The organism is Nocardia sp. NPDC050408, assembly GCF_044458905.1.
GTDB lineage: Bacteria > Actinomycetota > Actinomycetes > Mycobacteriales > Mycobacteriaceae > Nocardia.
In genome coordinates this window covers 21,073-47,828 of sequence record NZ_JBITIL010000014.1, presented here as the reverse complement: position 1 = coordinate 47,828, position 26,756 = coordinate 21,073, and the positions used below count along the sequence as shown (strand labels likewise).

The 26,756-nt window shown below is 66.0% G+C and carries 29 protein-coding genes; 16 read left to right on the top strand and 13 right to left on the bottom strand.

The window, feature by feature from the left end; genetic code table 11:
• Nucleotides 1–166: 166 nt before the first annotated feature.
• Together ACIBJI_RS30580 and ACIBJI_RS30575 are read right to left on the bottom strand one after the other, a co-directional pair.
• Nucleotides 167–2,539, bottom strand: coding sequence for a heavy metal translocating P-type ATPase (locus ACIBJI_RS30580; RefSeq protein ID WP_397086971.1), 2,373 nt, complete (start codon nucleotides 2,537–2,539; stop codon nucleotides 167–169).
• Between the two features lie 540 nt (nucleotides 2,540–3,079).
• Nucleotides 3,080–3,694: a disulfide bond formation protein DsbA gene (locus tag ACIBJI_RS30575; protein ID WP_397086876.1), complete on the bottom strand. Its 615-nt coding sequence runs from the start codon at nucleotides 3,692–3,694 to the stop codon at nucleotides 3,080–3,082.
• A 137-nt stretch (nucleotides 3,695–3,831) separates the two neighbouring features.
• Between ACIBJI_RS30575 and ACIBJI_RS30570 the strand changes: the two genes are divergently transcribed.
• From ACIBJI_RS30570 to ACIBJI_RS30555, 4 genes are all read left to right on the top strand, one after another.
• Nucleotides 3,832–5,991, top strand: coding sequence for an MMPL family transporter (locus ACIBJI_RS30570; protein WP_397086872.1), 2,160 nt, complete (start codon nucleotides 3,832–3,834; stop codon nucleotides 5,989–5,991).
• A 90-nt stretch (nucleotides 5,992–6,081) separates the two neighbouring features.
• Nucleotides 6,082–6,351 carry a metal-sensitive transcriptional regulator gene (locus ACIBJI_RS30565; RefSeq protein ID WP_364348323.1) on the top strand — a complete coding sequence of 90 codons (270 nt, stop codon included), beginning with the start codon at nucleotides 6,082–6,084 and terminating at the stop codon, nucleotides 6,349–6,351.
• A 31-nt stretch (nucleotides 6,352–6,382) separates the two neighbouring features.
• Nucleotides 6,383–6,724 carry a DUF2892 domain-containing protein gene (locus tag ACIBJI_RS30560; protein ID WP_396959172.1) on the top strand — a complete coding sequence of 114 codons (342 nt, stop codon included), beginning with the start codon at nucleotides 6,383–6,385 and terminating at the stop codon, nucleotides 6,722–6,724.
• On the top strand, nucleotides 6,672–7,073 hold the full coding sequence (locus ACIBJI_RS30555; RefSeq protein WP_396959096.1) for a DUF302 domain-containing protein: 402 nt from the start codon (nucleotides 6,672–6,674) through the stop codon (nucleotides 7,071–7,073). The genes ACIBJI_RS30560 and ACIBJI_RS30555 overlap by 53 nt, the downstream gene beginning before the upstream one ends.
• Nucleotides 7,074–7,169: 96 nt before the next feature.
• Here the strand turns inward: ACIBJI_RS30555 and ACIBJI_RS30550 are convergent, their stop codons facing one another.
• The 5 genes from ACIBJI_RS30550 to ACIBJI_RS30530 form a co-directional block, all read right to left on the bottom strand.
• Nucleotides 7,170–8,537, bottom strand: coding sequence for a wax ester/triacylglycerol synthase family O-acyltransferase (locus ACIBJI_RS30550; RefSeq protein WP_364348329.1), 1,368 nt, complete (start codon nucleotides 8,535–8,537; stop codon nucleotides 7,170–7,172).
• 210 nt (nucleotides 8,538–8,747) lie between these two features.
• Entirely contained in the window at nucleotides 8,748–9,218 is a 471-nt protein-coding gene (locus tag ACIBJI_RS30545) for a nitroreductase family deazaflavin-dependent oxidoreductase (RefSeq protein WP_397086870.1), read from the bottom strand.
• Nucleotides 9,219–9,264: 46 nt separating this feature from the next.
• A complete protein-coding gene (gene otsB / locus ACIBJI_RS30540; protein WP_364348335.1) occupies nucleotides 9,265–13,230 on the bottom strand; it encodes a trehalose-phosphatase in 3,966 nt (1,321 codons plus the stop codon).
• A 294-nt stretch (nucleotides 13,231–13,524) separates the two neighbouring features.
• Nucleotides 13,525–14,955, bottom strand: a complete 1,431-nt coding sequence (locus ACIBJI_RS30535; protein ID WP_364348338.1) for a serine hydrolase domain-containing protein — start codon at nucleotides 14,953–14,955, stop codon at nucleotides 13,525–13,527.
• A gap of 35 nt (nucleotides 14,956–14,990) precedes the next feature.
• Nucleotides 14,991–15,275 carry an SHOCT domain-containing protein gene (locus ACIBJI_RS30530; protein WP_396959089.1) on the bottom strand — a complete coding sequence of 95 codons (285 nt, stop codon included), beginning with the start codon at nucleotides 15,273–15,275 and terminating at the stop codon, nucleotides 14,991–14,993.
• A gap of 112 nt (nucleotides 15,276–15,387) precedes the next feature.
• Between ACIBJI_RS30530 and ACIBJI_RS30525 the strand changes: the two genes are divergently transcribed.
• Nucleotides 15,388–15,597, top strand: coding sequence for a hypothetical protein (locus ACIBJI_RS30525; RefSeq protein ID WP_397086867.1), 210 nt, complete (start codon nucleotides 15,388–15,390; stop codon nucleotides 15,595–15,597).
• Between the two features lie 16 nt (nucleotides 15,598–15,613).
• Here ACIBJI_RS30525 and ACIBJI_RS30520 read toward each other — a convergent pair whose 3' ends face one another.
• Both ACIBJI_RS30520 and ACIBJI_RS30515 read right to left on the bottom strand, forming a co-directional pair.
• A complete protein-coding gene (locus ACIBJI_RS30520; RefSeq protein ID WP_364348342.1) occupies nucleotides 15,614–15,709 on the bottom strand; it encodes a hypothetical protein in 96 nt (31 codons plus the stop codon).
• Nucleotides 15,706–15,918 carry a hypothetical protein gene (locus ACIBJI_RS30515; RefSeq protein ID WP_364348345.1) on the bottom strand — a complete coding sequence of 71 codons (213 nt, stop codon included), beginning with the start codon at nucleotides 15,916–15,918 and terminating at the stop codon, nucleotides 15,706–15,708. Before ACIBJI_RS30515 ends, ACIBJI_RS30520 begins: the two co-directional genes overlap by 4 nt.
• Nucleotides 15,919–16,067: 149 nt before the next feature.
• On the opposite strand from ACIBJI_RS30515, the gene ACIBJI_RS30510 reads away from it, so the two are divergent.
• Both ACIBJI_RS30510 and ACIBJI_RS30505 read left to right on the top strand, forming a co-directional pair.
• Nucleotides 16,068–16,622, top strand: a complete 555-nt coding sequence (locus ACIBJI_RS30510; protein WP_364348348.1) for a flavodoxin domain-containing protein — start codon at nucleotides 16,068–16,070, stop codon at nucleotides 16,620–16,622.
• 216 nt (nucleotides 16,623–16,838) lie between these two features.
• Complete coding sequence (locus tag ACIBJI_RS30505; protein WP_364348351.1) at nucleotides 16,839–17,366, top strand: flavodoxin domain-containing protein; 528 nt, start codon at nucleotides 16,839–16,841, stop codon at nucleotides 17,364–17,366.
• Between the two features lie 63 nt (nucleotides 17,367–17,429).
• Here ACIBJI_RS30505 and ACIBJI_RS30500 read toward each other — a convergent pair whose 3' ends face one another.
• The 3 genes from ACIBJI_RS30500 to ACIBJI_RS30490 all read right to left on the bottom strand — a co-directional run bounded on the left by ACIBJI_RS30500 (nucleotide 17,430) and on the right by ACIBJI_RS30490 (nucleotide 18,326).
• Entirely contained in the window at nucleotides 17,430–17,627 is a 198-nt protein-coding gene (locus ACIBJI_RS30500; RefSeq protein ID WP_364348354.1) for a hypothetical protein, read from the bottom strand.
• 267 nt (nucleotides 17,628–17,894) lie between these two features.
• The gene (locus ACIBJI_RS30495; RefSeq protein ID WP_364348357.1) at nucleotides 17,895–18,137 is read right to left on the bottom strand and encodes a hypothetical protein; all 243 of its coding nucleotides are present in this window, start codon (nucleotides 18,135–18,137) and stop codon (nucleotides 17,895–17,897) included.
• Between the two features lie 33 nt (nucleotides 18,138–18,170).
• A complete protein-coding gene (locus tag ACIBJI_RS30490; RefSeq protein ID WP_364348360.1) occupies nucleotides 18,171–18,326 on the bottom strand; it encodes a hypothetical protein in 156 nt (51 codons plus the stop codon).
• Between the two features lie 198 nt (nucleotides 18,327–18,524).
• Between ACIBJI_RS30490 and ACIBJI_RS30485 the strand changes: the two genes are divergently transcribed.
• From ACIBJI_RS30485 to ACIBJI_RS30455, 7 genes are all read left to right on the top strand, one after another.
• Entirely contained in the window at nucleotides 18,525–19,205 is a 681-nt protein-coding gene (locus ACIBJI_RS30485; protein ID WP_364348363.1) for an SRPBCC family protein, read from the top strand.
• Between the two features lie 69 nt (nucleotides 19,206–19,274).
• A complete protein-coding gene (locus ACIBJI_RS30480; protein ID WP_364348366.1) occupies nucleotides 19,275–19,409 on the top strand; it encodes a universal stress protein in 135 nt (44 codons plus the stop codon).
• Nucleotides 19,410–19,557: 148 nt separating this feature from the next.
• Nucleotides 19,558–19,821, top strand: a complete 264-nt coding sequence (locus ACIBJI_RS30475) for a hypothetical protein (RefSeq protein WP_397086864.1) — start codon at nucleotides 19,558–19,560, stop codon at nucleotides 19,819–19,821.
• Nucleotides 19,818–19,949 carry a hypothetical protein gene (locus ACIBJI_RS30470; RefSeq protein ID WP_397086862.1) on the top strand — a complete coding sequence of 44 codons (132 nt, stop codon included), beginning with the start codon at nucleotides 19,818–19,820 and terminating at the stop codon, nucleotides 19,947–19,949. The genes ACIBJI_RS30475 and ACIBJI_RS30470 overlap by 4 nt, the downstream gene beginning before the upstream one ends.
• Before the next feature lie 136 nt (nucleotides 19,950–20,085).
• A complete protein-coding gene (locus ACIBJI_RS30465) occupies nucleotides 20,086–21,078 on the top strand; it encodes an Acg family FMN-binding oxidoreductase (protein WP_396959079.1) in 993 nt (330 codons plus the stop codon).
• A gap of 348 nt (nucleotides 21,079–21,426) precedes the next feature.
• The gene (locus ACIBJI_RS30460; RefSeq protein ID WP_364348375.1) at nucleotides 21,427–21,954 is read left to right on the top strand and encodes a flavodoxin domain-containing protein; all 528 of its coding nucleotides are present in this window, start codon (nucleotides 21,427–21,429) and stop codon (nucleotides 21,952–21,954) included.
• 8 nt (nucleotides 21,955–21,962) lie between these two features.
• Nucleotides 21,963–22,871 carry a DUF302 domain-containing protein gene (locus tag ACIBJI_RS30455; protein ID WP_364348378.1) on the top strand — a complete coding sequence of 303 codons (909 nt, stop codon included), beginning with the start codon at nucleotides 21,963–21,965 and terminating at the stop codon, nucleotides 22,869–22,871.
• A gap of 14 nt (nucleotides 22,872–22,885) precedes the next feature.
• On the opposite strand, the gene ACIBJI_RS30450 is transcribed toward ACIBJI_RS30455, so the two are convergent.
• Complete coding sequence (locus ACIBJI_RS30450; protein ID WP_396959170.1) at nucleotides 22,886–23,806, bottom strand: NAD(P)H nitroreductase; 921 nt, start codon at nucleotides 23,804–23,806, stop codon at nucleotides 22,886–22,888.
• Nucleotides 23,807–24,053: 247 nt separating this feature from the next.
• Between ACIBJI_RS30450 and ACIBJI_RS30445 the strand changes: the two genes are divergently transcribed.
• Nucleotides 24,054–24,818, top strand: a complete 765-nt coding sequence (locus ACIBJI_RS30445) for an SDR family oxidoreductase (protein ID WP_364348381.1) — start codon at nucleotides 24,054–24,056, stop codon at nucleotides 24,816–24,818.
• A 120-nt stretch (nucleotides 24,819–24,938) separates the two neighbouring features.
• Entirely contained in the window at nucleotides 24,939–26,666 is a 1,728-nt protein-coding gene (locus ACIBJI_RS30440) for a GAF domain-containing sensor histidine kinase (protein ID WP_364348384.1), read from the top strand.
• Nucleotides 26,667–26,756: the final 90 nt, after the last annotated feature.

Genomic DNA, 26,756 nt, shown 5'->3' with positions numbered 1-26,756 from the left:
CACTTCGGCGAACCCGTCTCGATCGACCAGTGGTGGTGGCCTGGCGCCCTATCGGCTGGGAGTTAATGACAACGACTCCCATTGTTGCGGGGTCGCTGTACCCACCTTGCCCTGGGTGTCCAGGGTCGGACACGGTGTAGCCGGAGGCGGTCCACTGGCAGGTCGGTCATCGCCGCAGGGATGGCCTGATGCCGGATTGGGTTGTTGGGGAGGCGTATTCGGGTTCGTCGGTGAGCGTGAAATAGTTCTCCTCCTCCTGTCGAAAGTGCAGCTTCAGCAGGACGTAGAGTCCATACAGGCAGGCCAGGAGATCATCGATCTGGTCGGCGCCGATGCGGCCAGTGGTACGCGCCATGCGGAGGTGGTTACCGATCCGGACGGTGAGTCGCTGGATCTCAGCATGCGTGCGACTCATCGTGGCGGTGGCCTCGACGCTGCCGAGTGGAGTCGCCAGAGCCGGATACAGTTCGGTTTCCTCGGCGACTTCGTGAGGCAGCAGTTCCTCGACGAGAAACCTGTACGCGGCCTCGACCGCGGACAACGCAGTCTCGTCGCCGCTGCGCTCGGCGAGACGATCGGCGGCGGCGCGGAGCAATCCGAGTGTGTCGCGCAGCGCCTCATGTTCGCCGGCGAAGCGGCGCAGCATAGCCTCGGTTTCAGGGGCGAGTTCGGTGCGCAGTGCCGGATTGTCACGCAGGGCGCGTAGCGCATTGAGGATCACCGCCACATCGATGCCTTCCTGCAGCAGCGCACCGGCGGCGGGTGGCAGCCAGCCGACGGCAGCGACGATCATGGCCAGCAGCGACAGGCTCATGCCGACGACGGCGCTCTGCACGGCGATGCGGCGTGACCAGCGGGCGGTGTCCATGGCATCGGCGAGCCGGTCGAGCCGATCGGTGGTGAGCACGATGTCGGCGGCTTCCGACGAGGCGGTGGATCCGCGCGCCCCCATCGCGACGCCGACGGTGGCGGCGGCCAGTGCTGGGGCGTCGTTGACACCGTCACCGACCATCACTGTCACCGCGTGTTCACGTTCGCGGCGCACGGCATCGACCTTGTCGGCGGGGCTTTGCTCGGCATACACCTCGTCCAGGTCGAGTACGGTGGCGACTTCGCGCGCGGGTTCAGGCCGGTCGCCGGTGAGCATGACCAGTCGGTTCAGACCGGCCTCACGCAGTCGCCGAATGGTGCGGGGTGCGTGTCGGCGCAATGGGTCTCGCAGCAGGATCGCTGCTGCGAGTTCGCCGTCGACGACGATCCAGGCGATCGCGGCCGAGTCCAGGCTTGCTTTGTTGACGACCGCGCGGGCCCAGCCGGCACTCGTGAACGAGTCGCGCAGTTTGCCGACATCAACCCGGTGGCCGTCCACGGTGCCCGACACCCCGCGCCCGGCCTGCTCAGCCACTTCGGTGGGTGCCGACAGGTCGATACCGCGCGAGAGTGCTTCGGTGACTATCGCTTCGGCCAGCACGTGCGGCGACACCTGATCCACCGACGCGGCCAGCCGCATCATCTCCGCCGCCTCGCGGCCCGGTGCGGCTATTACTTCGACGACTTGTGGGCGGCCCGCGGTGAGAGTGCCGGTCTTGTCCATCACCAAAGTTGTTGCGTCGCCGAGGCTTTCCAATGCGCTACCGCCACGCACGACGACTCCCAGGCGCGACGCCCGCGACAGTCCCGAGACGATCGCCACCGGGGCGGCCAACAGCAGCGGGCACGGTGTCGCGACCACCAAGACGGCGACCGCCCGCACCGCCGACCCGCTCATTGCGTAAGCGGCACCTGCGACCAGTAGCGCGAGCGGCAGGAACCACGCCGCATATCGGTCGGCAAGCCGCACCACCGGCGCGTTCTCGGCGCCGGCCTGCTCGGCCAGCCGCACAATCCCGGCGTAGGTACTCTCGGCCGCCGTCGCGCTCGCACGCATCTCGAACGCATCGCCGGCATTGACGACACCGCTGCGCACCGGCTCGCCGACCCCACGCTCCACCTGCAGCGGTTCCCCGGTCAGCACCGACTCGTCCAGTACCGCAACGGTATTCAGGATTCGCCCGTCGACCGGCACTATCTCACCCGCGGCGACCACCAGCACGTCATCGACGACGACCTGGCCGAGCGGAATCACCGTCACCTCATCGCCGACACGACGGCGAGCCGACCGGGGTGCGTGCTCCAACAGGGCGCGCAGATCCCGTGAAGCACGGCGTTCGGCGGCGGCGTCGAGGGCTCGCCCACCGGCCAGCATGACGGCAATCAATGCGCCTGCGAGATACTCGCCGACCCACAGCGTTCCCGCCAACGACAACACCGCGATCAGGTCGACACCGGCCCGGCCCTTCACAAGCGTGGCGATCATCCAGAAGAGCGCGGGAACGAACGCCGCCGCTGTCGCCGCGATCCAGAACCCGTCGGCAGCACCGCCTAAACCGAACACCCACAGGACCGCGCCGATCGCCAGCGCTGCCACAGTGACCACCACCAGCACCGGTGCCAGCCAACCGCCCAGCCGTGCCGCCCACGACCGAGCCTGCCTGGTCATTCGACTCATCAGATACTCCTCCCGACCGGGGTAAACGCCGATCCATCCCACTGCACCGCAGCGCGCATGATCGACGGAAGAGGCCGGGGTCCCTTTTGCCGATGTCCTAGGCCACCGCTGAGTCGATAGGCGGCGGTCAGGGCTTGTGGCGCGTTCACCCCGCCGGACGTACCCGTGTGGACGATCGAGCAATCCGGCGTTCCCGAAGTCCGCATCATGATGCTGGTTCGCGCTGTCGGCGGGCGCGCGGACAGCCATGGACGACACCGTCGTTGCCACGACTTTCGATTCTGCGGGTGTGACCACACCCGCCCTGCACATCAGCCGATGGCCGGAGCGGGTCTGCTGTCCGTTCCATTCGCTGTGCGCGCTACCGCGCACCCCGAGTCACCGACGTTGCCGTGAGTGCTGTCAAGCGGTCTGACCCGATATTCTTGGATCACTGTGTTTTCGGGACAATGACCCGGACCTGGTCGACGTAGGCTCCGCGCCCGGACCGTGTCGTCTTTCCGCGTCTGCGGCAGCTGACCGAGTAGCACATCAGGTGCCCTGCTCGCGTTCGGTGGTCGGCGGGCCCGAGTACGGCCGTTGCAGGGCAGCGAATTCCGGCGTTCTCGCCGCGATGATCAGGGCGTCGAGCAGGGCGGCGCCTTTCTCGACATCGGGAATCCGAGTGAGGACCGGGCCGAAGAAACCGTGGCCGTCGATGGCGATGATCGGGCTGCCACCGCGCCCTCCTAGCACTTGCTGGCTGACCTCGTGGGCGTCGGCAACGGCTTGGTCCAGTTCGCTGGCGTCGAGGGTATCGGCCAGTGACCGGTCCATTCCGAGACTTTGGAGTATGTCCGCGATGGCGGCGAGAGTGACCTCTTCCCGCTGGTCATGGGCGCTCGCGCCGAAGGCTCGATACAGGCGCGCGAACCCATCCGGTCCGTGCTGGTCGGTGACGGCCGCGAAGAGGCGCCCGAGCCGCCGCGATCTGTCGATCATGGGCCGATGATGGGAGTCGACGTCGTTGCCGTCATTGAGCACGGCCAAGCTCATTTGCCGCAGCGTGACCGGCGTCCGATGCTCGTTGGCGGCATCCAGCAGCCACTGGGCGGCCACCCATCCGAATGGGCACACCGGGTCGAGGTAGAGATCTATCGCGGCCATTTTCAGCTTCCTTCCATATCGGCGTCCGGCGACTCCGACATGCGCTGTGCCGAATGCCACCCTTCACTCTCATATACCCCTGGGGGTATCTTCGGGTCTGACGTCAATATACCCCCTGGGGTATGAAGGAGATAGCGATGACCGACTCTGTGGTTGTTTCCCCGGCTCGCGACACCGCACGGCCGAGCAGCTCCGGCGGGATGCTGGGCAGGCTCGGATCCGTGATGGCCAGGCATGCCCGGGTCGTGTTCGGTGTCTGGTTGCTGGTGTTGATCGTCCTGGGCGCCGCCGCGCCGAGTGTGTTCACCTCGCTCGCGGGAGCGGGGTGGCAGGCCGATGGGTCGGAGTCGGTGCGGGTGCGCGAGCTGGCGCAGCAGCATTTCGGCGGGAACTCCTCGGAGGCGGTGGAGGTGGTGGTCCATTCCGATAACGAGACCATCGAGAGTCCGGGTGTCCAGCGGGTTCTCGGCGAGATCGCCGAGGTCTTCACCGGCGATGCGCGCTTCGGTGAACTGATCGCACCACAGTCGGGGACCTCGATCACCCCGGACGGGCACACCGGGATTTTCATTGCGGGTGCGAACGCCTCCACCGATGACATGGTCAAGGCCGTCGACGAGCACTCCGACGCGTTGAGCGCCTTGTCCGGCAACGGCATCGAGGTCTATCCCACGGGCAGCTCAGCGCTGTGGAGCGACTTCAACAAGGCCAACCACGACGCCATGATCAAGGCCGAAATGTTTTCCTGGCCGGTGACTTTGGCGATCATGGTGCTGGCGTTCGGATCCCTCGTCGCCGCCGGGCTGCCGCTGCTGCTCACCCTGGCGGGGCTGGTCGCCTCGGCCGGTGGACTGGTACTGCTCAACCACCTCACCCCGATCTCGGTGTGGGCAATGAACTTCGCGATGATGTTCGCCTTGGCGCTCGGTATCGACTACGCGCTGTTCATCGTCGCCCGATTCCGTGACGCACGCACCACCGCCCCCAGCCCCGACGCGGCGGTTGCCGAAACGATGAATACCGCGGGCAAGGCGGTTGCGCTGTCCGGGCTGACGGTCCTGGTCAGCTTGTCGGCGGTGCTGATCGTCCCAGCGCCCGCGGTGCGCACGATGGCGGTCGGGATCATGTTCGCGGTGTTCTTCGTGCTGCTGGCCACCATGACCCTGCTGCCCGCCGCGTTGGGGGCGCTGGGCGGCAAGATCAATGCCGGTGCGCTGCCGCACGCCATGCGTCAGCAGCATCGCTCGCCGCGGTTCGCCGCGTGGGGTGGGCTGCTACACAACCATCCGTGGCCGTTCGCGATCGGCGCGGTCACGGTGCTGATCGCCCTGTCGATCCCAGTGTTCGGACTGAAAGTAGCCATGCCCTCCATCCAGGTCGTGCCGACTGACGCGCCGGTGCGCCAAGGCTACGAACTGATCCAAGCCCAGATGGGCGAGGGCGCACCCGGCATGCTGCAGATCATCACCCCGGCCACCCAGGCCGCACAGGCTGCCGAGGCCGCCAAAGGGGTTGACGGGATCAGCATGGTCACCCCGCCGCAGCTCGCACTCGACGACAGCGGCCTAGCGACGATGCAGGCACTACCCGAGGTCGATCCATCGGACCCGCGGATGGGCGGAATCCTCGACCGATTGCGTGACGAGCTGCCCGCTGCCGCACTGGTCGGCGGCGCACCCGCGGAGAACCTCGACCTGCAGCAAGCTCTCGACGACTACTTCCCTATCATCGTGGCGATCATCCTCGTCCTCGGCTTTGCCCTGCTGCTGATCGCGCTGCAGGCACCGGTGATCGCCGCCCTCGGCACCGTGGTCAGCCTGCTGTCCACCGCCGCGGCCTTCGGCGTCGCGAAACTGATCTTCCAGGACGGACACGGCGCAGGACTGCTCGGCTTCACCCCGCAAGGCTTCCTCGACGGGTGGGGACCGGTGTTCTTCTTCGCCATGATCTTCGCGATCGCGATGGACTACACGGTATTCCTGCTGGCCACCGCCAAGGAACACTACGAGCACACCGGTGACCCGAAGACCGCCCAGGTCGACGGCCTGGCGCACTCCGGACGGGTGATCTTCGCCGCCGCCGCGGTAATGGTCGCGGTGTTCTTCACCTTCGCACTCTCCGAGCCGCTGCCCCCGAAGGAGATGGGCATCATCCTCGGCGTCGCGGTCCTGCTCGACGCGGCCGCGGTACGACTGGTGCTACTGCCGGTACTACTGCGGCTGACCGGACACGGCGCCTGGTGGTCACCGAACTGGCTGCGCAAGGCACTCCCCCCGATCAGCTTCGCCCACCACTGAAATCACCTCCACCGCGCACCGCACCCACCGACCCGCATATACCCCCACGGGTATCCTTGAGTGAGGTATTCAAACGAAAGGGGAAACACCATGGTCGGCAACGAAGAAACTATCGCCCAGGTACTCAACCGGCTGCGCCGCGCACACGGCCAACTCGCCGGAGTGATCTCCATGATCGAGCAGGGCCGCGACTGCAAGGACGTCGTCACCCAACTCGCCGCCGTGTCACGCGCACTCGACCGGGCCGGATTCAAGATCGTCGCCACCGGACTGCGCGAATGCCTCACCGGACAAAGCACCGACGGTTCCGAGCCGATGACCGAAGCCGAGCTGGAGAAGCTTTTCCTCGCCCTGGCCTGAACAACCAAGAGTCCCCACACGATTGGAGATCATGCACATACCGACTCGCCAGCGCGGCTGGTCCATCGCGCGGCTCGTGCCGCTGCTGGCAGGCACGTTCGTACTGGTCAGCACACTGCTGGCCGCGGTGGCCTCGCAATGGTGGCTGATATTGACCGGAATCGTCGGCGCGAACCTGCTGTTCTACAGCGCCATGGGATGGTGTCCGGCGACACTACTGCTCCATCGCCTGGGCGTTCCCGACACCGCGACCAACTGCGCAATGCCACACACCCGACACCGCATCACCCAACCGAACCGGCAGAAAGCAGACCGCAATCATGAACCTAGCCCTCTCGACCACACTGCACACCAGCTTCGACGAAGCCGTTGAACTGACCCGTAAAGCCCTGTCCGAACAGGGATTCGGCGTCCTCACCGACATCGACATGCAAGCCACACTGAAGGCCAAACTCGGCCAGGATATGGAGAACTACCGAATCCTCGGTGCCTGCAACCCACCCCTGGCTCACCGCGCCGTCGGCGTGAACCGCCAGATCGGACTCCTACTGCCCTGCAACGTGATCGTCCGCAGCGACCCCACGGCCGCCGAGACCATCATCGTCGAAGCCATGAACCCGGACCTCATGGTCCAGGTCACCGGCGAACCCGAACTCGAACCCATCGCCGCCGAAGCCACCACCAAACTCCGCGCAGCCATCCAATCGCTACAAGACCACTGACTCGACGTCCGATGATGCGGTCGGTCAACCCACGCGCACACGGGTCACGCTGGCGGTACGGTCCAGATGCCCATACGGCTTGCCGGTCGTATCTGGTCAAGACGGCCGATCGCCGAGAGTCGTCTTCTGGTTTCGTTCGCGGGCACGGTCCAGCAGTTCTGTGATTCCGTGCTCGATTTCGTCGGCGATCAGGTCGATATCCGGGGTGGTGTCGTAGTCACCGGTGATGCCGAAGGTCAGCCGGTCGGTGTAGCTGAGGATCGCGATGGTGGTGCGCAGTCGCATGGCGATCGGGATACAGGGCAGGATTTCCAGGACCTCACGGCCCTGTAGCGATAACTTCCGCCTCGGGCCGGGGACATTCGTGGCGAGCGCGCTGACACCGTGCTGGGGGTAATGCATGGCCAGCCGCAGGGTCCACGCGACGAATGCGAACGGGAGCCGACCCGCCATCGACAGTACGGACTTCTCGGCTTCGGCCTCACCGCGTGATCGATGTCGTGCGATGCGCTGGTGGACGGCGGTGAGCCGCTCGACCGGATCGGAGATCTCGACCGGCAGATACGGCAGCATCGCCGAAACTCGGTTGTCGAGAACATATTTCGCGTCCTCGCGACGCATGGACACCGGCACCAGAATGCGGATCTTATCGGCGGTCGGTTCCTCGCCGCGCTTGTGCAGCACGGTGCGGTAGGCCGAGGCGATGGCTGCGAGGGCGACATCGTTGACAGTCACACCGAATGCGGCCCGGATCTTCGCGATGTCCGCCAGTGACGTGCGTGCGACGGCGTAGCGCCGCTGTCGGCCGATCGGGCCGTTGAACGAGGATGTGCCGGTCGGCGTTACCGCGGCGTACACGACCGGAATCAGGGCCCGCGTGATGTCGAAGGCCATTCTTGGCATGGCCATCGACAGTCGAATGCCCTCGGCCGCCAAGCCGAAAGCGTTGATCCGTTGACGTGTACCGGTGCTCAGGCGCGGCGCACTCGTGCTGGATTCCGGATCGCAGAGACTCTCGAACAGGCCGATGCCGGACGCGCCGTCCACCATAGTGTGATGGGCTTTGATGATCAGCGCCCAGCGATCCGCTGCCAGATGCTCGACGACGATGCACTGCCACAGCGGGTGGTCTCGGTCGAGTCGTTCCTCGAGTTCGGCGGCGACCAATTCGCGCAGCGCCGCCTCGTCGCCGGGCTCCGGCAGCGCCGTCCACCGCAGGTGATGTGCCAGATCGAAATTTGGATCGTCCTCCCACACCGGGGCGGTGAGATCCGCGACGGTCCGGCGTACTCGCTGGCGGAGCCGACTATCGCTCACCAGGCTGCCAGCCATCGCGGCCGTGAACTCCTGGCGCGTCGGTACCGGACCGGCGATGATCGCAACCGCGCCGATCCCGAGACTGATGTGCCGGTCGGCGTCTTCCATCTCCATGAAACCCGAATCGAGCGGGCCCAATTCGCTCATCACAGCCACCTACCCCGGCAGCCGCCGAGGCCCGGCCACCGGCTGGGAAACTGCCTGCTATAACGGCAATTCTTCTCAGTGGGGTGCCGCCGGGCCGATGCCAAGGTAACCGGGGATGGTGACGTTGGCCCCCGACACTCGGGCAAGCGCGCGGAACGGTCTCAACGACGTCCTGTGGCCGATGTCCTGTCGCGCGGCGCGGTGCGGGGCCTACTGGCCCGGGGCGATTCGGAATGCCGGATAGTCCGGGGAGATAGGCTCGAAGGCGGCGACCGGGGCATCGCGTGGTACTGGGATGTGCGGTCGCGCGCCGGGTGCGAGTTGGAGGTAGCGCCGTAGGATCGGGGCCCGGCTTTCCGGATCGACCGACACCAGCAGGACCGATTCCCGGCGACCGTGCCGCAGGATGGCTCGGCCGCCCGCGGCGGTCAGATTGCGCACCCAGTTGACGTCGACACCGAGCATCGACACCACATAGCGCCGACCGTCGAATTCGGTCAGCACGATCGGAAACCAGATGAGGCGACCGCTGCGCCGCCCCCGGATCCCCAACGCCGCGACCCGGCGGGGCATGATTCCGGCCGCGAAAGCGCGGGCTGAGAGCCAATTCTGTACGCGCGCAAACAGATTCGGACGGCCGGTGCGATACAGCCAGCGCAGATAGTCGTGATACCACCGCATGATCGGCTCCTCCGTTGCCACAGTGTGCTGTTCGAATCAGGGGCCGCTAGGCGCGAGCCCGGAAGGTCCAGCCGGGAGCCAACTGTTCGATCTGTCCGCGGCATTCGATCTCGATCGGTGGCAAGTTTCCCGGCTCCGACCTGACCTCGACGTCGCTGCCGCTGATTCGGATTCTCAGTTGGTGCCCGCGGTAGGTAATCGGGAAGGTCAGCGCACCGAGGGATGACGGCCAGTGCGGCGCGAATATCAAACGCTCGGCACGGGTTTCGAGCCCGGTGAAGCAGCGTTGCAACAAGTCGATGCTGCCTGCCATCGCGGCGAGGTGGATACCCTCGGCGGTGGTGCCACCCTGGATGTCACCGATATCGGACTCGAGGACACTGTCGAAGAATTCCATCGCTCGCTCCCGGTTGGCGCGGGCCAGCACCCAAGAATGGACGACGCTGCTCAGTGTCGATCCGTGTGAGGTCCGGGCGAGGTAGTAGTCGATGGTGCAGGGGATCATCGATGCGGGCAGGTCGTAGCCGAGTTCTCCCAGCAGTTCCCGCAATTCGTCGGAGGACAGCAGATAGAACAGCATCAGCACGTCGGCCTGCTTGGCGGCCCGGTAGCGATTGATGTCGTCGCCCTCCGCCTCGAGTATGCGGTCCAGTCGCTGGATATCGCCGTACCGCTGCCGGTACCGTGCCCAATCCAGTTCTGCCAGTTGGTCGTAGCCCTCGAACTGGCTGATGATGCCACCATGGAACGGCACGTATATGCGGCGGCTGACGTCGGCCCAATGCTGTGGTTCCGATGGCGCCACACCGAGGGTTTCCAGCAGTTCGGTGCGTTCGCGCGGCGCGAGCAGGTCGAGCGCGTCGAGAGCGCGACGAATCACCCACACCGCCATGATGTTGGTATAGGCGTTGTCGTCGATTCCGTCGAAAGGCCGTGCCTGATAACCAGAATGGAATTCGTCCGGTCCGATCACACCCCGGATTCGGTAGCGGTCCCGGGTTGTGTCGTAGCTGGCGATACTGGACCAGAACCGGGCGATCTCCACCAGCATCTCGGTACCACATTCGCGCAGGAACTCGCGGTCGCCGGTCACCTGGTAGTACTGCCACACGTTGTGGGCGATCGCGATGCCGATGTGATTGGCTCGCTGGCTCGGGTCGGGATTCCACCGTCCGGAGCGTGGATTGAGATGCATTTGCTGGCTTTCCTCGCGCCCGTCACTGCCGGACTGCCATGGGAACATCGCTCCGGACAGGCCGTTTTCGTGCGCCGCGCGTCGCGCCTCGGGTAGTCGCCGGTAGCGATACCGGAGCAACGATCGCGTCAGGGCGGGAAAACGCAGGTTCAGCACCGGGAAGACGAACAGTTCATCCCAGAACACATGTCCGCGGTACGCCTCACCGTGCAGTCCGCGCGCGGGGACACCGACGTCGAGATCGGCGGTATTGGGCGAGAGCGTCTGCAGTAGATGCAGCAGATGCACGCGCAGCACGCGGGCCGCGTTCTTGCGATCTTCGAGTTCGATGGACAGCCGATCCCACAGGCGTTCCCAGGCCGCGACATGACCGTCGAGCAGTTGCCCGAATCCGCCCTCGGCGCTGAGCCAGCGCACGACCTCCTCCTCCGGCGTCGAGGTCGCGTGATCACGCCCGGTGCAGATGGTGACCGTCTTCTCCAGGGTGACCGCTGCCCCGCCGACCACCTCGACGGTGAAATCATGTCCCACCACTCCATCTTGTTCGACGAAATCTCCTGCCCGGTCGATGATTTCCCCGTTCTGCAGGATCCTGCTGCGCGCCGCGAGTGCCACCGAAATTCCAGACCGGCTGGTCCGGACCGTCAGCAACACCGAATCAGCGGACAGCTTTGTCCCCTGCATATCGGTGAGATGGTCGCCGGACAGTCCCCGATAGCGTTGCACCAGCTCATTTCGGACAGCTCCGTCCAGGGCCGAACGGATCACCAGGCGCCCCGACCAGTTCTCGGCGACAACCGTGGTCTCCAGAGCGCAGACATGGGGCCGGTGCATAGCGACCACCCGCCGGTGCTCGACCGCGGTGATCCGGCCCGCGGCGTCGCGGAACCGGAAGCGGCGGGTGAACACGGCCCGGCGCAGGTCCAGTTCCTGCCGGTAGAACAGCAGTTCGGTGGTGTCGAGGTCGAACCACGGGCCGTCCTCGATCCGGAACGACACCGGCAGCCAGTTCGGCAGGTTCACCAGACTCTCGTTGGAGACTTGCCGCCCGGCGATTTCGTCGGTGAGCCGGTTGTAGATGCCGGCCGCATAAGTCCCGGGATAGTGGTGCTCCCCCGCCCGTGCTTCCGGCGACGCGCCGCGCGTGGCGACGTATCCGTTGCCGAGCGTGCAGAGTGCTTCTCGGAGTTTCTCCGTCTGGGGGTCGTAGCCGTCGAAGGCCAGGGTCCAGGCATCGGCGGTGTCCGCGTCGGATTCGCGATGCAATGTCCCGGCGAGCCGGTCGAGGACTTTCCTGACCCGGTCCGGTCCGTCCACCGCGAACCGTGCGGCCGTGCGGCGATCGCCATCCTCACTGTGGCGCACGACGATTCCGATCCCGTGTGCGGCGACTGCATCGAAGGCGTCCTCGTCGGTGAGATCGTCGCCGAGGTAGATCGGCAGCTCCGGGCGGGCGAGCTGATCGAGGATCCAGTCCAGCGCCCGGCCCTTGTCCCAGTCCGTATCGGGGCGCAACTCGGTTACCTTGCGACCGTTGGAGATACGAAGCCCGGACTGTTGCGCGACCGCGTGCACGGCGCCGATCACACTGGCCACCACTCCGGGTGCGGCGTTGCGGTAGTGCACTGCGACGGCGAATCGCTTGTGCTCCACCAGAATTCCGGGCATTTCGGCCATTCGACGGGTCAGCTCATCCGCGGCAGCGGCAATGGCGTGCTCGGCGGTCGGTGCCGCGTCGTGCACGTGGTAACCGCCGGCCGGATCGATCAATTCGAAACCATGGCTGCCCGCATACCAAATCCCCTCCAGACCAACCCGCTTGCGCAGGTCCGTGAGATCGCGACCGCTGATGATCGCGACCGGGCAGATACCGGCGAGCTCGGTAATCGCGGCCGCCACGCCGTCGACCAGGACGGCGGCATCCGGATCGGGCACGATCTGGGCGAGCGTTCCGTCGAAGTCCATCAGCACGGCCACATTCGCGGTGTCGAGCAGAGCAGATATCCGGGGCCATGACTCCAGCGCACCCGGAATCTCCGACATGCGTCGGAACCCAGCGCGCACCCGCACCTCGGCCAGATCGGCAACCACGACATCGGCCCCATGGGCACGCAATTGATCGGCGTGCCCGGTTCGATCGATACCTATCACCAGCGCGAAACCGCCGCGCCGCCCGGCCGTCACCCCCGCTTCGGCGTCCTCGGCCACGACCGTCCGGCCCGGATCCGCGCCGAGCCGCCGAGCCGTCTCGACCAGCATGGCCGGATCGGGTTTTCCCGGCAGCCGGAGGTTCTCGGCGACGGCCCCGTCGACATGTTCCGCGAACAGGTCCCCGATCCCGGCCGCCTCGAGCACCTGGGCACAGTTGCGGCTGGCGGAGAAGACCGCGGTACCGATCCCCGCGTCCCGCAGTTCACGCACCAAGGCGACCGTGGACTCGAAGACCGGAACGCCGTCGCGGGCCAGCCGATCCTGGAAAAGGTGATCCTTCCGATTGCCGAGACCGCACACCGTGGCAGCGTCCTCCGGATCGGACGGATCCCCCCAGGGCAGCGAAATACCGCGTGCGGTAAGGAAATCCGCCACACCGCTATATCTCGGCTTGCCGTCGACGAAGCGCTGGTAGTCCACCGCGGTGAATGGCGAGCGGTCCTGCCCGGGCTCGGCGGGCCGAGACGCCACGAAGGGGTCGAACAGTTCGGTCCACGCGGCGGCGTGCATCGATGCGCTGTCGGTGACCACACCGTCCATATCGAAGATCACCGCGTCATATCGGCGCGCGTCGATCAATTGTGCGGCCTGCTCGCCTGTGCTCACAGCTCAAGGCTGGGGCGATTTGTCGGCCCGATCAAGAGCCGGAGGTCATGTGGAGAGGAGCCGAATGCCCCCGACACATCCAGGCGATCGGGCGGATGCCGGGAACCGACGGCTCCTGCTCGGCCGCGGCATCACACCGCACCATCGGCGTACGGCGATGGCGGGCCGCTGGCTGGAGCACAGCGCTCGCCCGCTTTCGCCAACCCAACCGCCCCGACCAGCAGCCCAATCCGGTGTCTGCGCCGCGGCGACCGTGCAGACCGACATCGGCGCCACACGCGGCTGATTCCTCGTTTATCGGTCGCCGCGGCGCAGCAGCGTCATCGGTACCAGATCGAAATGCATGCGCATCGAGTCGCCCGCCGAGTCTCGCGTGAACACGATCCGGCCCGTACCGATGCCGAACCGGGTGAGGTCGACCCGGAATACCCACGGATCGCTGGGGTCGTCAGGATGCAGCGGCAATCCGCGCAGCAAGCTCGGAACGGGGGTCAAGAGCCGCAGCACGGGCCTCCCGGCATGGATCCGGACCTGCACCCCAGCGCCGATCATCGAACGGGCACGAAGATCAGTGAGGGCGCCGGGCAGGCGGTAGTAGCCGCAGATCTCGTTCCAGATCTCCGGATGGTGACCGGCATCGGTTCGAATCGCGTCGGCGCGCACACCCAGCAGATCATTCATCAACTCGGAAACCTCCGCGGGTAGCCACAGCATGGCACGGTGCGCGCCGTTGGTGCTTGCGAAGATCCCGAGCCCGTCGTCGGGCGCGACCCAGATCTGGGAGTCGAACCCGGGCAGTATGCCCTGATGTTCGACGATTCGATGACTACCCGCGACGCCACGGAAGAAAGCCAGACCCATCCCCGGTATCCGCCGATCCGGCTGATACTGCGGCTCGAACATCGTCGCCAGCGTGCTGGATTCGACAACCGCGCCGAATTCGTTGGCCCCGCCGCCGGAGAGCGCTGCCAGATAGCGCGCCATGTCGCGGGGCGTCGAGTAGGCCGACGCGGCTCCAGCGGTCACCATCTCGCGAAGGGTGATGGCGCGTGGTCCGCTGCCCCGCAGGTGGTAGCCCGTCGCGAGGCGTGCGCGCATACTCGGCGTGAGCTCCAGGTCGGTATCGGTCATGCCGAGTGGTCGGAAGATGTTCTCGCGCAGATACTGTGCCAACGAGGTTCCACTGACGTCCGCAATGATCTGCCCGAGCGCGGCGAACCCATGGTTGGAGTAGGTCCACCGAGTGCCCGGTTCGGCCCGCAGGCGCAAGCCGGCTCGGTAGTAGTCCGCCAACGCTGGGATCGGCGTGCCCGGATCCACGCTCTCACCGAAGTCCGGCCGCAAAACCCGTGCGGGATGCGCTGTCTCGCCGATCCCTGCGGTGTGGGTCAACAAGTGGCGCACGGTGGCGGGCCGAAAAGCGGGGTCGGCGGGAACGAGTGGGAAGGCGCGCAGGTACTTCTCCACCGGGACATCGAGGTCGACCAGGCCCCGCTGCACCAGCTGCATAACCCCGAGTGCGGTGAACGTCTTGGTGATCGACGCGACCCGCACCACCGTATCCACGGTCATCGGCCGATGCGCGGCGAGATCGGCGAAACCGTTGCCGGAGAAGAACTCCAACTTCCCCGCCCGCACGACCGCCAATGCCGATCCCACCATCGCCCGACGAGCCGGCAAAGCTTCGACCCGATCCCCCACACTGTTTCGTTCGATCACTGACATCGCGACTCCGATCGTCTCCTGGGTAGGGCCGTTCATCACCGCCGTGACCCCCGCGGCGCGGTATGCGCGTGCAGCGTTTCGAGCCGACTCACGTATTCCTTCTCATCGATCTCGCCGCGCGCGAAGCGCTTCGCGAGCAGATGCTCGGCGGTCCGCAGCGACAGACCGGTCGAGGCGGGGTGATCGGAGCGGGTGACCATGCGAACCACCAGTACGAACGCGGTGATCAGCAGACCCCAGAACAACACCATTCCGACGCTCATCCCGGCGTAGTCCCACCCATTGAGGTCGTGGTCGTACCAATACATCATCTCGGGCATCTCCTCGACATCACGAACCGGGGCAGACTGCGGATCGGTTCGGTAGGTAGCACCACTGTGCGCCCGCACGCACGGCGTCGGCAGGGCCGATCGCCCTGTCCTGTGGGTACCAATGACACACGCGCCGAATGACACCTACCAACGACTTCCGGTGCCCCGGCCCAGCGCGGCGTCGGCCGAGGAGGCGCTCGCACCGACGATGAGCAAGAACACGCTTCCGCATAGTTGGGCCAGGTCGGCGCTGGATTCGTGGACGAAATCCCGGGTTGTAGTCGACGAACAGCATTTTCGGATCGCGGTCACCACCCGGACTTGCCGGTGAATAATGCGGCCGTACCTCAGAGGATGGGCAATTTGGTGATCAGCAGTGCGCCGATCATGTCCACGATCATCGGGATCGCCACGAGCCGCGTAAGCAGACCAGCCGGAATCAATGCACCGCAGCCGATTTCGAATACTCCGTCGAGTGCTGCAACGAATCCGCCGCCGAGATATCAGCCTTGTCGAACCGGCCGGTGCCGAGCGTCTCAGGCCCAGCAACTTCAGAATGCCTTCGAAGAGAAAGACCGCGCCCGATCAGCACCACCGAGCCGGGCACGGTGGTCGCAGCGCTGCGGGCGAGCCAGTTGCCGTTGGTGGACATGCGACCTGCCTTTCGAACCACAATTCTATGAGACCCAGCACTGCCGTCGCCTGATCCGCGCCGAAACTGCCTCCGATGGGTCATTGGTCCCGGTAGCCCGGGTACCACGACTCTGACCGGTAAGCCCCGCATTGAACCACGCTGAGGGCATGGAATCGAATACGCCCCGGATCGCGGTCATGTACGCGACCGCAGAGGGATCCACTCGTGATATTGCGGAGTTCATCGCCGATGATTTCCGCGCTCGTGGCGCCGATGTGGAATTGAGCGACATCGAACACGCGCCCGACCTGTCTCATTTCCGCGCGATCATCCTCGGTAGCGCCGTGCACAATAGGGACCTCCTGCCCGCCGCGACGACCTTCGTTCGGACCCACCGCGAAGCCCTGCGCAACACTGATGTCTGGATGTTCAGTGTCGGTCTCGGTCCGGCACTGCGCGGGCCAATCGGGCGATGGATCGGCGGCACCGTGCCGAAGAAGATCGCGGGCCTCGTCGCGTCGGTCGCCCCGCGGGACTATCGGGCCTTCGCCGGGCATTACGAACGCACCGGTGTCTCGCTACAGGCACGTACGCTCTACCGCCTCATGGGCGGCGGACGCTACGGCGATCTGCGCGACTGGGGCGCTATCCGCGCCTGGTCGTCGATGATCGCGCAATCGCTGGGCCTGCCACAGCCGCAATCGACGACGGTCGTGCCCTGACCAGAGGCCTGACCGACCTGCCTCGAAGTTCCAAGCCGGCAACCGTTCCAGCGCTGTGCACCGTGGACCCCGACGCGACGGCCGAGAGTCATCGGGAACCCCCTCGGATGTCCGAAGGTACCCCAGTAAGCGTCGGTTCGGCCCTGTTCGACGGCGCCGTTCGCCCGTAGCGTCGATTTCACCCTCCACCCAGTTTCATATCAGGAGGAGACCGAAATGCTGGCGCGGGTCATCTATGAATCGATGTTCGGCAACACCGCCGCCATCGCCGCTGCCATCGCTCAGGGGCTGAGCGAGTACGCAACAGTGGAGCTGCTCAACGTGGCGGCCGCCGCGGAGCTGCCCCAGCCGGCTGCGGATCTGTTGGTGGTGGGCGGGCCGACACATATGCTCGGGCTCAGCCGAGCCCGGACCCGCCGCGATGCTGCGCAACGGACCGACGCGCTGGTCCCCATCGAGGTCGGCATCCGGGAATGGCTCGACACGGCGCTGCCGGTTGTAGCGGGCACCCAGGCCGCGGCCTTCGGCACGAAGGCTGTGAAGCCATCGTGGTTGCCGGGCTCAGCCGCCCGCAGTGCCGGTAAACGATTGCGGCGCTTGGGTTATGAACTCGTCGACCAGCCGGTGGACTTCTTCGTCGACGGCGTGACCGGACCACTGGCCCAGGGTGCGCTGGAATGCGCCCGTGCTTGGGGCGAACGCCTCGCACATACCGGGGCCGATCGGATCGCGCATCGATTCTGAGGCCGACCCCGGCAGGAGCATCGACCACCGGTCGGCCCGCGTATGTCGGCTTCGTTGGCACAGTCAGCGACGGACATCATCGTCGCCGCCCGGCCCAGCCGAGCACGAGCCGAGCAGCACGCACACCGGTTGCAGCCATCTGGTGTGGCGAATAACAGCCAGTTGCATCACAATCCCGCCGATCAGCAGCACCCCGGAGGTCATCGCGATCGACGGCGCGTGTTGTTCACCGCGGGCGGTAAGCAGGGCGGTCGCTGCCATCGGGGCCCCGACAATGACACAGAGCGCCACTCCGCCGCGGACTGGGCTGTGTAGCGGCAGGCGCTATCGATCGCCGGACCGAAGTCGACGAGACCGAATATCATCGCCAGCGCACCCGCCGCAGCCCAGATCGCCAACATTCCGGCCAGGAACGTCAGTACAGCGCTCCGCGTGCGATTCGCTCTACCTGGTGTGTGAGAGCCATGGCACCGACTATCCGTTCGGCGGGCGGAAGTGAATAAGGGCCGTAATTCAGCAGTGTCGAGGTCAGACGGCGGTCGGTTCGAGTACGTCCAGCAAGCACTGGCGGGCGAGTCGTTCACACAGTTCCGGCATTGCGCCGGGTGGGGTTCCAGCAAGATCCCGTGCACACCCGTCGACGACACCGATCACCCGTTCCCGGGAGACCCTGTCGCTGAATTCCGAACACAGCCGATCGATGGTCCAGGCCATCGGTTCGGCTTCGCACTGCATCCGTTCAAAGCGATGTACCGGCTGAATATCGGTCACGCGACATAGCCTCCAGTCCGGGCGCCCGCGACATCAGGGCCGAAAGGCCTTATTGCCGACGTAGCGGTCCTTTGTCGAGTCTCCGGTGTCCGCGGGAAGTACCGCGAGTGGTGTTCCGCAGGCGCACAGCCACGGATACTCGTCGGCCAGCCGGTAGATGAGCGCGCCGATCAGGGTGTCGCCGCGCAAGCGTCGTTAGGCGGCGGCAGCGGCGGTGACGGAGCCGAAGGCTGATGGTGGTCCCATGATCCGGGTAGACGCACCCGGCGCAACGCCGGTGGTGACGGCGTGCGCGGCCGAGCGGTTCCGCTGCGGCGGACCAAGGTCGTCGCCCCTGCTGCCGAACGACCCTGTGCCCGCCACTGGTTTCGGTGGACCGTACGGGATATGAAGACAATGACAGCTTGCGCGATCGGAATCGGCACATGCTTGGTCGGGTTGGCGGTGAGCTATGAAGTGGTCCTGCGTGATCGTTGCCTCACTTGGGGCTCCAGCGCTGACGAAATCGCCCGTGCGATGCCGGGTGATGACCTACTCACCGACCCGGATATCGTTGCCACCAGGTCCATTACGGTCGACGCGGCTCCGGAGCGGATCTGGCCGTGGTTGGTCCAGATGGGACCCGGCCGGGGCGGCGCCTACACCTACGACTGGATCGAGAACCTGCTCGGACTGAACATGCATAGCGCCGACACCATTCTTCCGCAGTTCCAAAACCTTGCCGTCGGTGACACTTTCGTGCTCGGTGAGACCGGCCCACGGATGCGGATAGCCATCGTTGAACCCGAACGGGCAGTGGTGTTCGCCTCGGAGGATAAGCACTGGGTGTGGGCATTCGGGCTCTATTCGAGCGCCGAAGGCACTCGGCTGGTCAGCCGTAACCGGATCGCGCTGCCCGAGGCGGCGGTGCCCACTCGCATGCTCAGCCGGTTCATCATGGAGCCGGGTAGTTGGGTCATGGAGCGCAAGATGCTGCTCGGCATCAAACAGCGCGCCGAGCGTACCTCTGTAAAGGCCGTACCTGCCGTCAAACTGTCCGACCCACCGGCCGCGGTCGGCGGCCGGTAACGATGGACTTTCGGGTACGGGCCTGAAGGCCCACATCGGCTGGCGTATCGCCCGACGACACTCGATGATATGACCGATAACGGCGCAACTGATCATGGTCGGCAGCCGACAGCGGGCGGCTGCGCCGGCCTGTTGCTCGGCTCCACATGCAATTTTCTTGTGCAGCACGCCCATTGCCCCGTCATGGTCACCCAAACCGCCTAGCGGCGCCATCCTTCGAGCGCGGACCCCACAGAACGCCCGGCGTTCAGTGCTGTTCGGTCCTCAATTGGAGACCTTCGGCCCCAATTCCGATCCGACCCTGTTCAGAGAAGCGCTCCAACGCTAGTCGACTCGGTTCGGAGACCGCGGCATGATCACCTCGACCGACACATCACCGTCCGCCCGCTCGGCCCTGCCGATGCCGCCACTGTCGCGGATCTGCACGCTGGGATGCCCGAGAACAACAGCCTCTTCCGAATTCTCGTGCCGCGTCCGACCGAGTTACCGAATGTCGCGCGCCCTCGCGGTGCGCGATCCTGCGCCCTGTGCGCTCGGCGCTTTTGTCGATAACCGGATCGTCGGCCTGGGCAACTTCATCGTGCTCGGCATGACGAGGACGTCCGAGATCCCATGACAATCGCTCCTGATCAGGGGGACCGGATGGGCGCGTACAAGCCCGAACCCGGCACCGCAATGGCCTCGCAGACCAGCGCCACCGACATGCCGCGTGCTTCGCGCTCCAGCTGTCGCGGTGCGCCCTGACGCCACGTGGCCTGGTGATCACCCGTCCAGACCGAGATCAGGCCAGTGGTGTGCCGGTGCGGCGGTGACCATGGCCCCCCGGATAGGTGCGCAATGCCCGTCGTGGCGGTCGGGTCCCGAAGGCGAGACTCGGAATATGAACGCAAGTGATCGTGCGAGCACACCCGATCTGCGGACCGTACGGATGGCGCTAAAGCTCGCCTCCCGGGCCCCCTCGGTGCATAACACCCAGCCGTGGCGCTGGGTGTTCGACGGCGCACGACTGCAACTGTGCAGCGATACCGATCGACTGCTGCAGTCGGCGGATCCGCTCGGCAGGCAGTTGGTGCTCAGCTGCGGCGCGGTGCTCGACCATGCGCGCCTGGCCTTCCTGTCGATGGGCTGGTTCGCCGAGGTCACTCGCCTCCCCGACCCCGGTCTGCCGGGCCTTTTGGCCACGCTGGAGTTCCGGCCGTGGCCCGGTGCGCTGAACACGACAGCCACTCGGGTGCGCGCCATCCACCGGCGCCATACCGATCGATTGCCGATGTTGACGCCGGACAACTGGCACGACGTGCTCAGCGCTGTGCGCGAACTGGCGCGACCACATCATGTGGCGGTCGACGAGATCGCCGACAGCAGCAGGCACCGACTGGCCGCGGCCACCGAACATGCCACGGCGTTGCGCCGTTACGATATGGAGTATCAGACCGAATTGCATTGGTGGGCCGGACATTCCGACGCCCAGGAAGGAGTCCCCGCGGCCGCGCTGGTATCGGATGCCGAGGCCGCCAGGGTCGATGTCGGACGCAGTTTCCCGTCCACGCCGTATTCGGCCCGCCGAGACGGGCTCGAGGACAAGGCCCGGCTGGTGGTGCTCAGCACCCTAGGCGATACCCCGGCACAGTGGCTGCATACCGGCGAGGCGCTCTCGGAGGTGCTGCTCGAATGCACCGCCCGCGGCTTGGCCACCTGCGCTCTGACCCACATCACTGAACTCGCCGCCAGCCGCTCGGTGATCACCGACCTGATCCCCCACTGGGACTTCCCCCAGGTCATCGTCCGCATCGGCATCGCACCCGAGGACACCGAATCGGCCCCGACGCCCCGACGACCACTCGACGAGTTTCTCGAGGTCGGTTCGTCTTGACCGATGGCCGCTGCCGTTTGTTGCGCTATCCGGCCGTGGTGAGGAAATCGATGGAGGCCAGGTGCAGGTAGTCGGCCTCATCGATGCGGACTCCGGTTGTGCGGGTGAGCTTTTCGACGAAGGCGAGGGAGTCGCGATCCAGAGCGGAGCGGAAAGGTTCCCTGTTCGGGCTCCACCGACCTCGTGTTTTCGTACGCCCGGTAGGCCGCGGCCGCGATCGGCAAGTCGGGAAGGGATGGTCGAAAGTCCCTCGGCCTGCGTCGGTTCGGCACTGTGTGCGGCCGTCGGGCGGCCGTAGCGTCGGGAGCGCAGAAGTTTCCGCAGGTATCAGTGCAGAGGGAGACCGAGATGCGGATCCGGGTCGTCTACGAGTCGATGTTCGGCAACACCGCCGCCATCGCCAAGGCCATCGCAGCGGCATTGGGCGAATACGGCGAGGTGGAGGTGTTGGATGTGGCCGCCGCTGCCCAGCGCCCCGAACCGACGGTGGATCTGCTGGTGGTCGGTGCCCCGACACACGCCCTCGGGATGAGCCGGGCTCGGACTCGGCGCGACGCGGCGAGCCGGACCGAGGCACCGGTCGCGGTCGATATCGGCATGCGCGAATGGCTCGACGCGGCACTGCCGGTGCCGCCGGGCTCCCGGGCCGCCGCCTTCGCCACCAAGGCCGCGAAACCCACCTGGCTACCGGGATCGGCCGCACGTGGTGCCGGAAAACGGTTGCGGCGCCTGGGTTATGAGCTCGTCGACCGACCGGTGGACTTCCTCGTCGACGGCATCCTCGGCCCGGTAACGCCGGGTGAGTTGGAGCGCGCGCGGGCTTGGGCAGACCGCCTCGCCCGCGCCGAACTCGGCCATATCGCGCACCGGTCCTGAGGCCAGAGATGTCATATCGGGTCGAGGTCGTCGAATCGAACACCACCACCATGCTCGAACTGCGCCGCTCGGTGCGCGGCGACTTTGCCGGCGACGATATCCGGGAGGGGATGCGAGCACTCTACGAGTTAGCCGAACGCACCGGAATCGCGCCGGCCGGACCACCGTCGACGACGTATCTGGGTATGCTCGGACCAGGTATGACCACCGAGGTGGACTTCGGTCTCCCAGTGACCGACGGCGCACTCGACGGCACCACTGAACAAGCCGGCTTGCGCCGTCCCGAGCCGAGGCTGTGCGCCAGCACCAGGCACCACGGCGACTATCGACACATCGGTGACGCGTACCGCGCGTTGGACGACTGGATCCGATGCTCCGACTATCAACCGATGGGGCCACCGACCGAGGTGTATCTGGTGGCGCTGGACGCCGCTGTGCGGACCGGGGATCTCGTGACCGAGATCCGCCGGCCGATCGCCGCCACCCTCGCTGTGCGGGTGCAAGCGCTGTTCGCCGACGCCGTCTCGGAACTGCGAAAGGCATTGGCCGAACAGGGTTTCGGCGTTATGACCGAGATCGACGTGCGCGCCACGCTGCAGACGAAGCTCGGTGTGCGGATGGACGACTACCTGATTCTCGGCGCCTGCCACCCGATCCTCGCGCAGCGTGCGCTGATCGCCGATCCCCGGGTCGGACTGCTGCTGCCGTGCAACGTCGTAGTGCGCACTGACGGCGACACCACCCTCGTCGAAGCGGTCGACCCGGTGTTGCTGCTGTGCGGCGAGGTCCTGCACCACACCGACCGGCCGGAGCTGCGTGCGGTTGCCCGAGAAGCACGCGACCGATTGGCGGCTGCCCTGGCGACCGCGAAAAAACGCCTGGAGACGGCGGAAAAGCGATCGCCCGATCCGAAGTAGTCCAAGTCCGTCAGTCAGCAGGCGGTCGCCTCGGCGACCCCTACCGTCGATGGAGCCAACACATCCTCGACCGCCCGACGAGGTGTGCGGGGTAACTGTCCATCGCTCGTCGGTGCCCAGCCGACTCTGATCACGGCTTGGGGGTAGCCGTAATTGTTCAGGACGCCGGCACGGACACGGTCCCGCAGTGTCGGTGTCTCGAGCGGTTCGGTCAGCAGACAGGTGGCCAACCCGACATTCGTCGCGGTCAGCAGCACCGCGCTCAACGCCTCGCCCGCGCACAATCGCGAGAGCAGATCGTCGGCGGAGGTGCCGACTACGAGCAGCTCGGCAAAGTCGCATTCGTGTGCGGGCACCGCGGCCGTGGCCGGTCCGTCACGCCATTCCGGCGGCTCGAACCGGTATTCTGGCTCTCCGGCGTGCTGCTCCGCCGCGGCCCGCATCGCTTCGACCACGTAGTCGCGCGACCGGTCGGTCACCTGCCGCACGGTCGCCCCCAGGATCGCCGCGCGCTCGGTGACCAATCCGAGGTACCCGGGCGGCACCGGCCTCTCAGTGAAGAGCCTGCGATCGGTTCGTCTGCGGGTGATGGCGGCGCTCAACTCGATTTCATTCGGGGTTCGCCGATGGCGCACCGGTTCGATCGATGCCAGATGGTTCGGTTGCGCCGGATTCGGCAGCCGTCGCACCACTGCTGACCAGCCGAGCGCGGCGAACGCGACGCGCAGATGATGCAGCGCGGCACCACAGCTCAAGACGAGATCGCGTTGGTCGAGGTCGGGAGGGGGCAAAGCCCGGGTCGGATCCAGATACAGGTGGACGCTGCGGTCCGCGATCCGCCATCGCCATGGTTGGGTGTTGTGTACCGACGGCGCCCGCACCGCGAGCGCTAGTGCAACCCGCACGCTGTGATCATCGGGCAGTCCGTGGTCCATCGTCATCCTTTCTTTCCTCCCAATTCACGCTCTCACCGCGGCGATACCGCAGGTAGGGCAAGACGCCCCATCCTGGCGGGACTTCCAGGACGCCAGCTACGGTCGGCCGCCGGCAACGGGAGTGCGCGGACGGTCCAGAAGTCCCGTCACATCAATGACCTTCGGCCATCACGCTGGGGCGCCTGTTGCGAAATCCTGAGTACATCAGCAGGAACCGCTGCGCGTCAGCGATAAGGAGGTGGGCACCATGCCCGATTTCCATGGCCGAAGCGCCGTCGTCACCGGCGGGGCGCACGGCATCGGCGCGGTCATCGCGCAAACGCTCGTCAAATCCGGCCTGCGCGTCGTGGTGGCCGACCTCCTCGACACCGAGGGCACCGCGACGGCCGAATCCCTAGGTCCGACAGTGATGTTCCGGCACCTCGATGTCACCGACGAACATGGTTGGCGGCGGGTACTCGACGACGCCGAAGCGGACTTCGGACCACTGGCCGTTGTGGTGAACAATGCGGGCATCATCGACTTCGGCGGTATCGAGTCCGAATCCCCCGCGATGTTCCGGCACGTCGTCGATGTGAACCTGTTCGGCGCCTGGCTCGGTATGCATCTGGCGGCCCCGCGGCTGCGCGCGAATGGCGGAGGTGTCATTGTCAACATTTCCTCGACCGCGGGTCTGATGGGCTATTCCGGGATCGCCGGTTACGTTGCCAGCAAATGGGGCCTGCGCGGGTTGACCAAGGCCGCCGCACTCGAACTCGGCGACGCCGGTATCCGGGTCTGCTCGGTGCACCCTGGACCGATCCACACTCCGATGACAGCCGGCTTCGATACCAGTATTGCTGCGGCCCAGCCGCTTCCGCGTTTCGGCGAGCCAGAGGAGGTCGCGGCGATGGTGGGCTTCATCGTCAATGAGGCCACCTTCTCGACCGGATCGGAATTCGTCATCGACGGTGGCGCTACCGCAGGCATGACACTCGTCGAACCCGCTGAAGCGCACGGAACATGGCAGTGACCCCAGCCGCGTCCGCGCAGCTGCGCAAAAACACATCGGTGTCATGGGTGCTGCGCGGGGAGGTTTACACGGCGCCCCATGGGGTAGAGGTCATGCGAAAATGGGGGGATGGATGGCGGCATGTCCACCGGACCCGGCCAAACTCCGGTGACGGAGACCCTGGCCCAGCTGCGACTTCGTGAATTGCTCGGCGAAGTCCAGGACCGGATCGTCCAGATCGTCGGTGTCCGCGATCAGATGGATCGCCTGATCGAGGCGATGCTGGTGGTCACCGCCGGATTGGACCTGGACAACACGCTTCGCTCGATCGTGCACACCGCCATCGAGCTGGTCGACGCCGGATACGGCGCGCTCGGCGTACGAGAAACCGATAAGACCAGCAATGAGCTCTCCGAGTTCGTCTACGAGGGCATCGACGACCGCACCCGGGTCATGATCGGCGATCTGCCGCGCGGTCACGGTGTGCTCGGCTTGCTGATCGAGGAGCCCAAACCCCTTCGGTTGACCAACCTTTCGAGGCATCCCTCTTCGGTCGGCTTTCCCTCCCACCACCCACCGATGCACACCTTCCTCGGCGTACCGGTGAAGGTCCACGACGAAGTCTTCGGCAACCTGTATTTGACTGAGAAGGCCGGTGGCCAGGAGTTCACCGAGGACGACGAGGTCGTGGTGCAGGCACTCGCCGCTGCGGCGGGCATCGCCATCGCCAACGCCCGCCTCTACGAGCAGTCCCAGACCCGCCAGCAATGGCTGGAAGCCAACCACGATGTGGCCACCGAGCTGCTCGCGGGCGGCGAACCGGGTACGGCACTCGAGCTGGTCGCCGAACGGGCGCTAGAACTCACCCAGTCGGCGTGCACCTTCCTCGCCCTGCCCGAGGACCCCGAAGTCCCGGTCGAGGATGTCACCGAACTGATGGTAGAGGCCGCCGCGGGCGTCGGCGCCGACGAACTGCTCGGCGAGCGCATCCCGATGGGTGAATCGAATTCCGGCGAAGCGTTCCGGTCCGGCCGGGTCGTCGCGGTCGACGAACTGCGCTTCCGGCCGGTCTTCTATGAACCATCGAAATTCGGGCCCGCGCTGATCCTGCCGCTACGCGCCGAGGATTCGGTCATCGGCGTGCTCGTCACCGTGCAACCGGCGGGTGCGCAACAATTGGACGAGGCTGGGAAGTCGATGATGGCCGCCTTCTCCGATCAAGCCGCACTCGCCTTGCGGCAGGCGACTATCCAGCGGCGGATGCGCGAACTCGATGTGCTCTCCGACCGCGACCGGATCGCGCGCGACCTGCACGACCATGTCATTCAGCGCCTGTTCGCGGTCGGTCTCTCACTACAGGGCACAGCGCAGCGGGCCCGCGCACCAGAGGTCAAATCCCGGCTCATCGACACCATCGCCGACATCCAGTCGATCGTCCAAGACATCCGGGAATCGATCTTCGACCTGCACAGCAGCACCACCGCGGGCGCCCCGACGCTGCGCAAACAACTGCACGCGATCATTGCCGACATGGTCGGCGAAAGCGGGCTGCGCACCACAATTCGACTCGTCGGCCCGGTCTCGGTGCTGGCGCCGCCACTATCTGAAGACGTCGAGGCAGTACTGCGCGAAGCAGTCAGCAACGCGGTGCGGCACGCGCAGGCCACGACGGTGACGGTCCATCTGCGTGTAGGCGATGACGTCACTATCGAGGTGACCGACGACGGTATCGGCCTGCCCGACGATGTCGCGCGATTGAGCGGATTTGCGAATCTGGCGACGCGCGCCGAACAAGCGGGCGGCAGCTTCCGCGTTGCGAACGGTCTCGGCGGAGGCACGGTGCTGCGCTGGTCCGCGCCGCTGCCCTGAGTTCTACCGGTACAGCACGCACGCTCGCACCTGGCGATGGCACGCGCATGTCCACCATGCAGGGCCTCGTGCATGCCGAATCAGCTACGA

Bases quoted from the DNA above. Each gene is read 5' to 3' on its own strand.
- ACIBJI_RS30580 (WP_397086971.1), bottom strand. From the start codon at position 2,539: ATGACCAGGCAGGCTCGGTCGTGGGCGGCACGGCTGGGCGGTTGGCTG.
- ACIBJI_RS30575 (WP_397086876.1), bottom strand. From the start codon at position 3,694: ATGGCCGCGATAGATCTCTACCTCGACCCGGTGTGCCCATTCGGATGG.
- ACIBJI_RS30570 (WP_397086872.1), top strand. From the start codon at position 3,832: ATGACCGACTCTGTGGTTGTTTCCCCGGCTCGCGACACCGCACGGCCG.
- ACIBJI_RS30565 (WP_364348323.1), top strand. From the start codon at position 6,082: ATGGTCGGCAACGAAGAAACTATCGCCCAGGTACTCAACCGGCTGCGC.
- ACIBJI_RS30560 (WP_396959172.1), top strand. From the start codon at position 6,383: ATGCACATACCGACTCGCCAGCGCGGCTGGTCCATCGCGCGGCTCGTG.
- ACIBJI_RS30555 (WP_396959096.1), top strand. From the start codon at position 6,672: ATGAACCTAGCCCTCTCGACCACACTGCACACCAGCTTCGACGAAGCC.
- ACIBJI_RS30550 (WP_364348329.1), bottom strand. From the start codon at position 8,537: ATGAGCGAATTGGGCCCGCTCGATTCGGGTTTCATGGAGATGGAAGAC.
- ACIBJI_RS30545 (WP_397086870.1), bottom strand. From the start codon at position 9,218: ATGCGGTGGTATCACGACTATCTGCGCTGGCTGTATCGCACCGGCCGT.
- ACIBJI_RS30535 (WP_364348338.1), bottom strand. From the start codon at position 14,955: ATGTCAGTGATCGAACGAAACAGTGTGGGGGATCGGGTCGAAGCTTTG.
- ACIBJI_RS30530 (WP_396959089.1), bottom strand. From the start codon at position 15,275: ATGCCCGAGATGATGTATTGGTACGACCACGACCTCAATGGGTGGGAC.
- ACIBJI_RS30525 (WP_397086867.1), top strand. From the start codon at position 15,388: ATGACACACGCGCCGAATGACACCTACCAACGACTTCCGGTGCCCCGG.
- ACIBJI_RS30515 (WP_364348345.1), bottom strand. From the start codon at position 15,918: ATGTCCACCAACGGCAACTGGCTCGCCCGCAGCGCTGCGACCACCGTG.
- ACIBJI_RS30510 (WP_364348348.1), top strand. From the start codon at position 16,068: ATGGAATCGAATACGCCCCGGATCGCGGTCATGTACGCGACCGCAGAG.
- ACIBJI_RS30505 (WP_364348351.1), top strand. From the start codon at position 16,839: ATGCTGGCGCGGGTCATCTATGAATCGATGTTCGGCAACACCGCCGCC.
- ACIBJI_RS30500 (WP_364348354.1), bottom strand. From the start codon at position 17,627: ATGGCAGCGACCGCCCTGCTTACCGCCCGCGGTGAACAACACGCGCCG.
- ACIBJI_RS30485 (WP_364348363.1), top strand. From the start codon at position 18,525: ATGAAGACAATGACAGCTTGCGCGATCGGAATCGGCACATGCTTGGTC.
- ACIBJI_RS30480 (WP_364348366.1), top strand. From the start codon at position 19,275: ATGACCGATAACGGCGCAACTGATCATGGTCGGCAGCCGACAGCGGGC.
- ACIBJI_RS30475 (WP_397086864.1), top strand. From the start codon at position 19,558: ATGATCACCTCGACCGACACATCACCGTCCGCCCGCTCGGCCCTGCCG.
- ACIBJI_RS30470 (WP_397086862.1), top strand. From the start codon at position 19,818: ATGACAATCGCTCCTGATCAGGGGGACCGGATGGGCGCGTACAAGCCC.
- ACIBJI_RS30465 (WP_396959079.1), top strand. From the start codon at position 20,086: ATGAACGCAAGTGATCGTGCGAGCACACCCGATCTGCGGACCGTACGG.
- ACIBJI_RS30460 (WP_364348375.1), top strand. From the start codon at position 21,427: ATGCGGATCCGGGTCGTCTACGAGTCGATGTTCGGCAACACCGCCGCC.
- ACIBJI_RS30455 (WP_364348378.1), top strand. From the start codon at position 21,963: ATGTCATATCGGGTCGAGGTCGTCGAATCGAACACCACCACCATGCTC.
- ACIBJI_RS30450 (WP_396959170.1), bottom strand. From the start codon at position 23,806: ATGGACCACGGACTGCCCGATGATCACAGCGTGCGGGTTGCACTAGCG.
- ACIBJI_RS30445 (WP_364348381.1), top strand. From the start codon at position 24,054: ATGCCCGATTTCCATGGCCGAAGCGCCGTCGTCACCGGCGGGGCGCAC.
- ACIBJI_RS30440 (WP_364348384.1), top strand. From the start codon at position 24,939: ATGTCCACCGGACCCGGCCAAACTCCGGTGACGGAGACCCTGGCCCAG.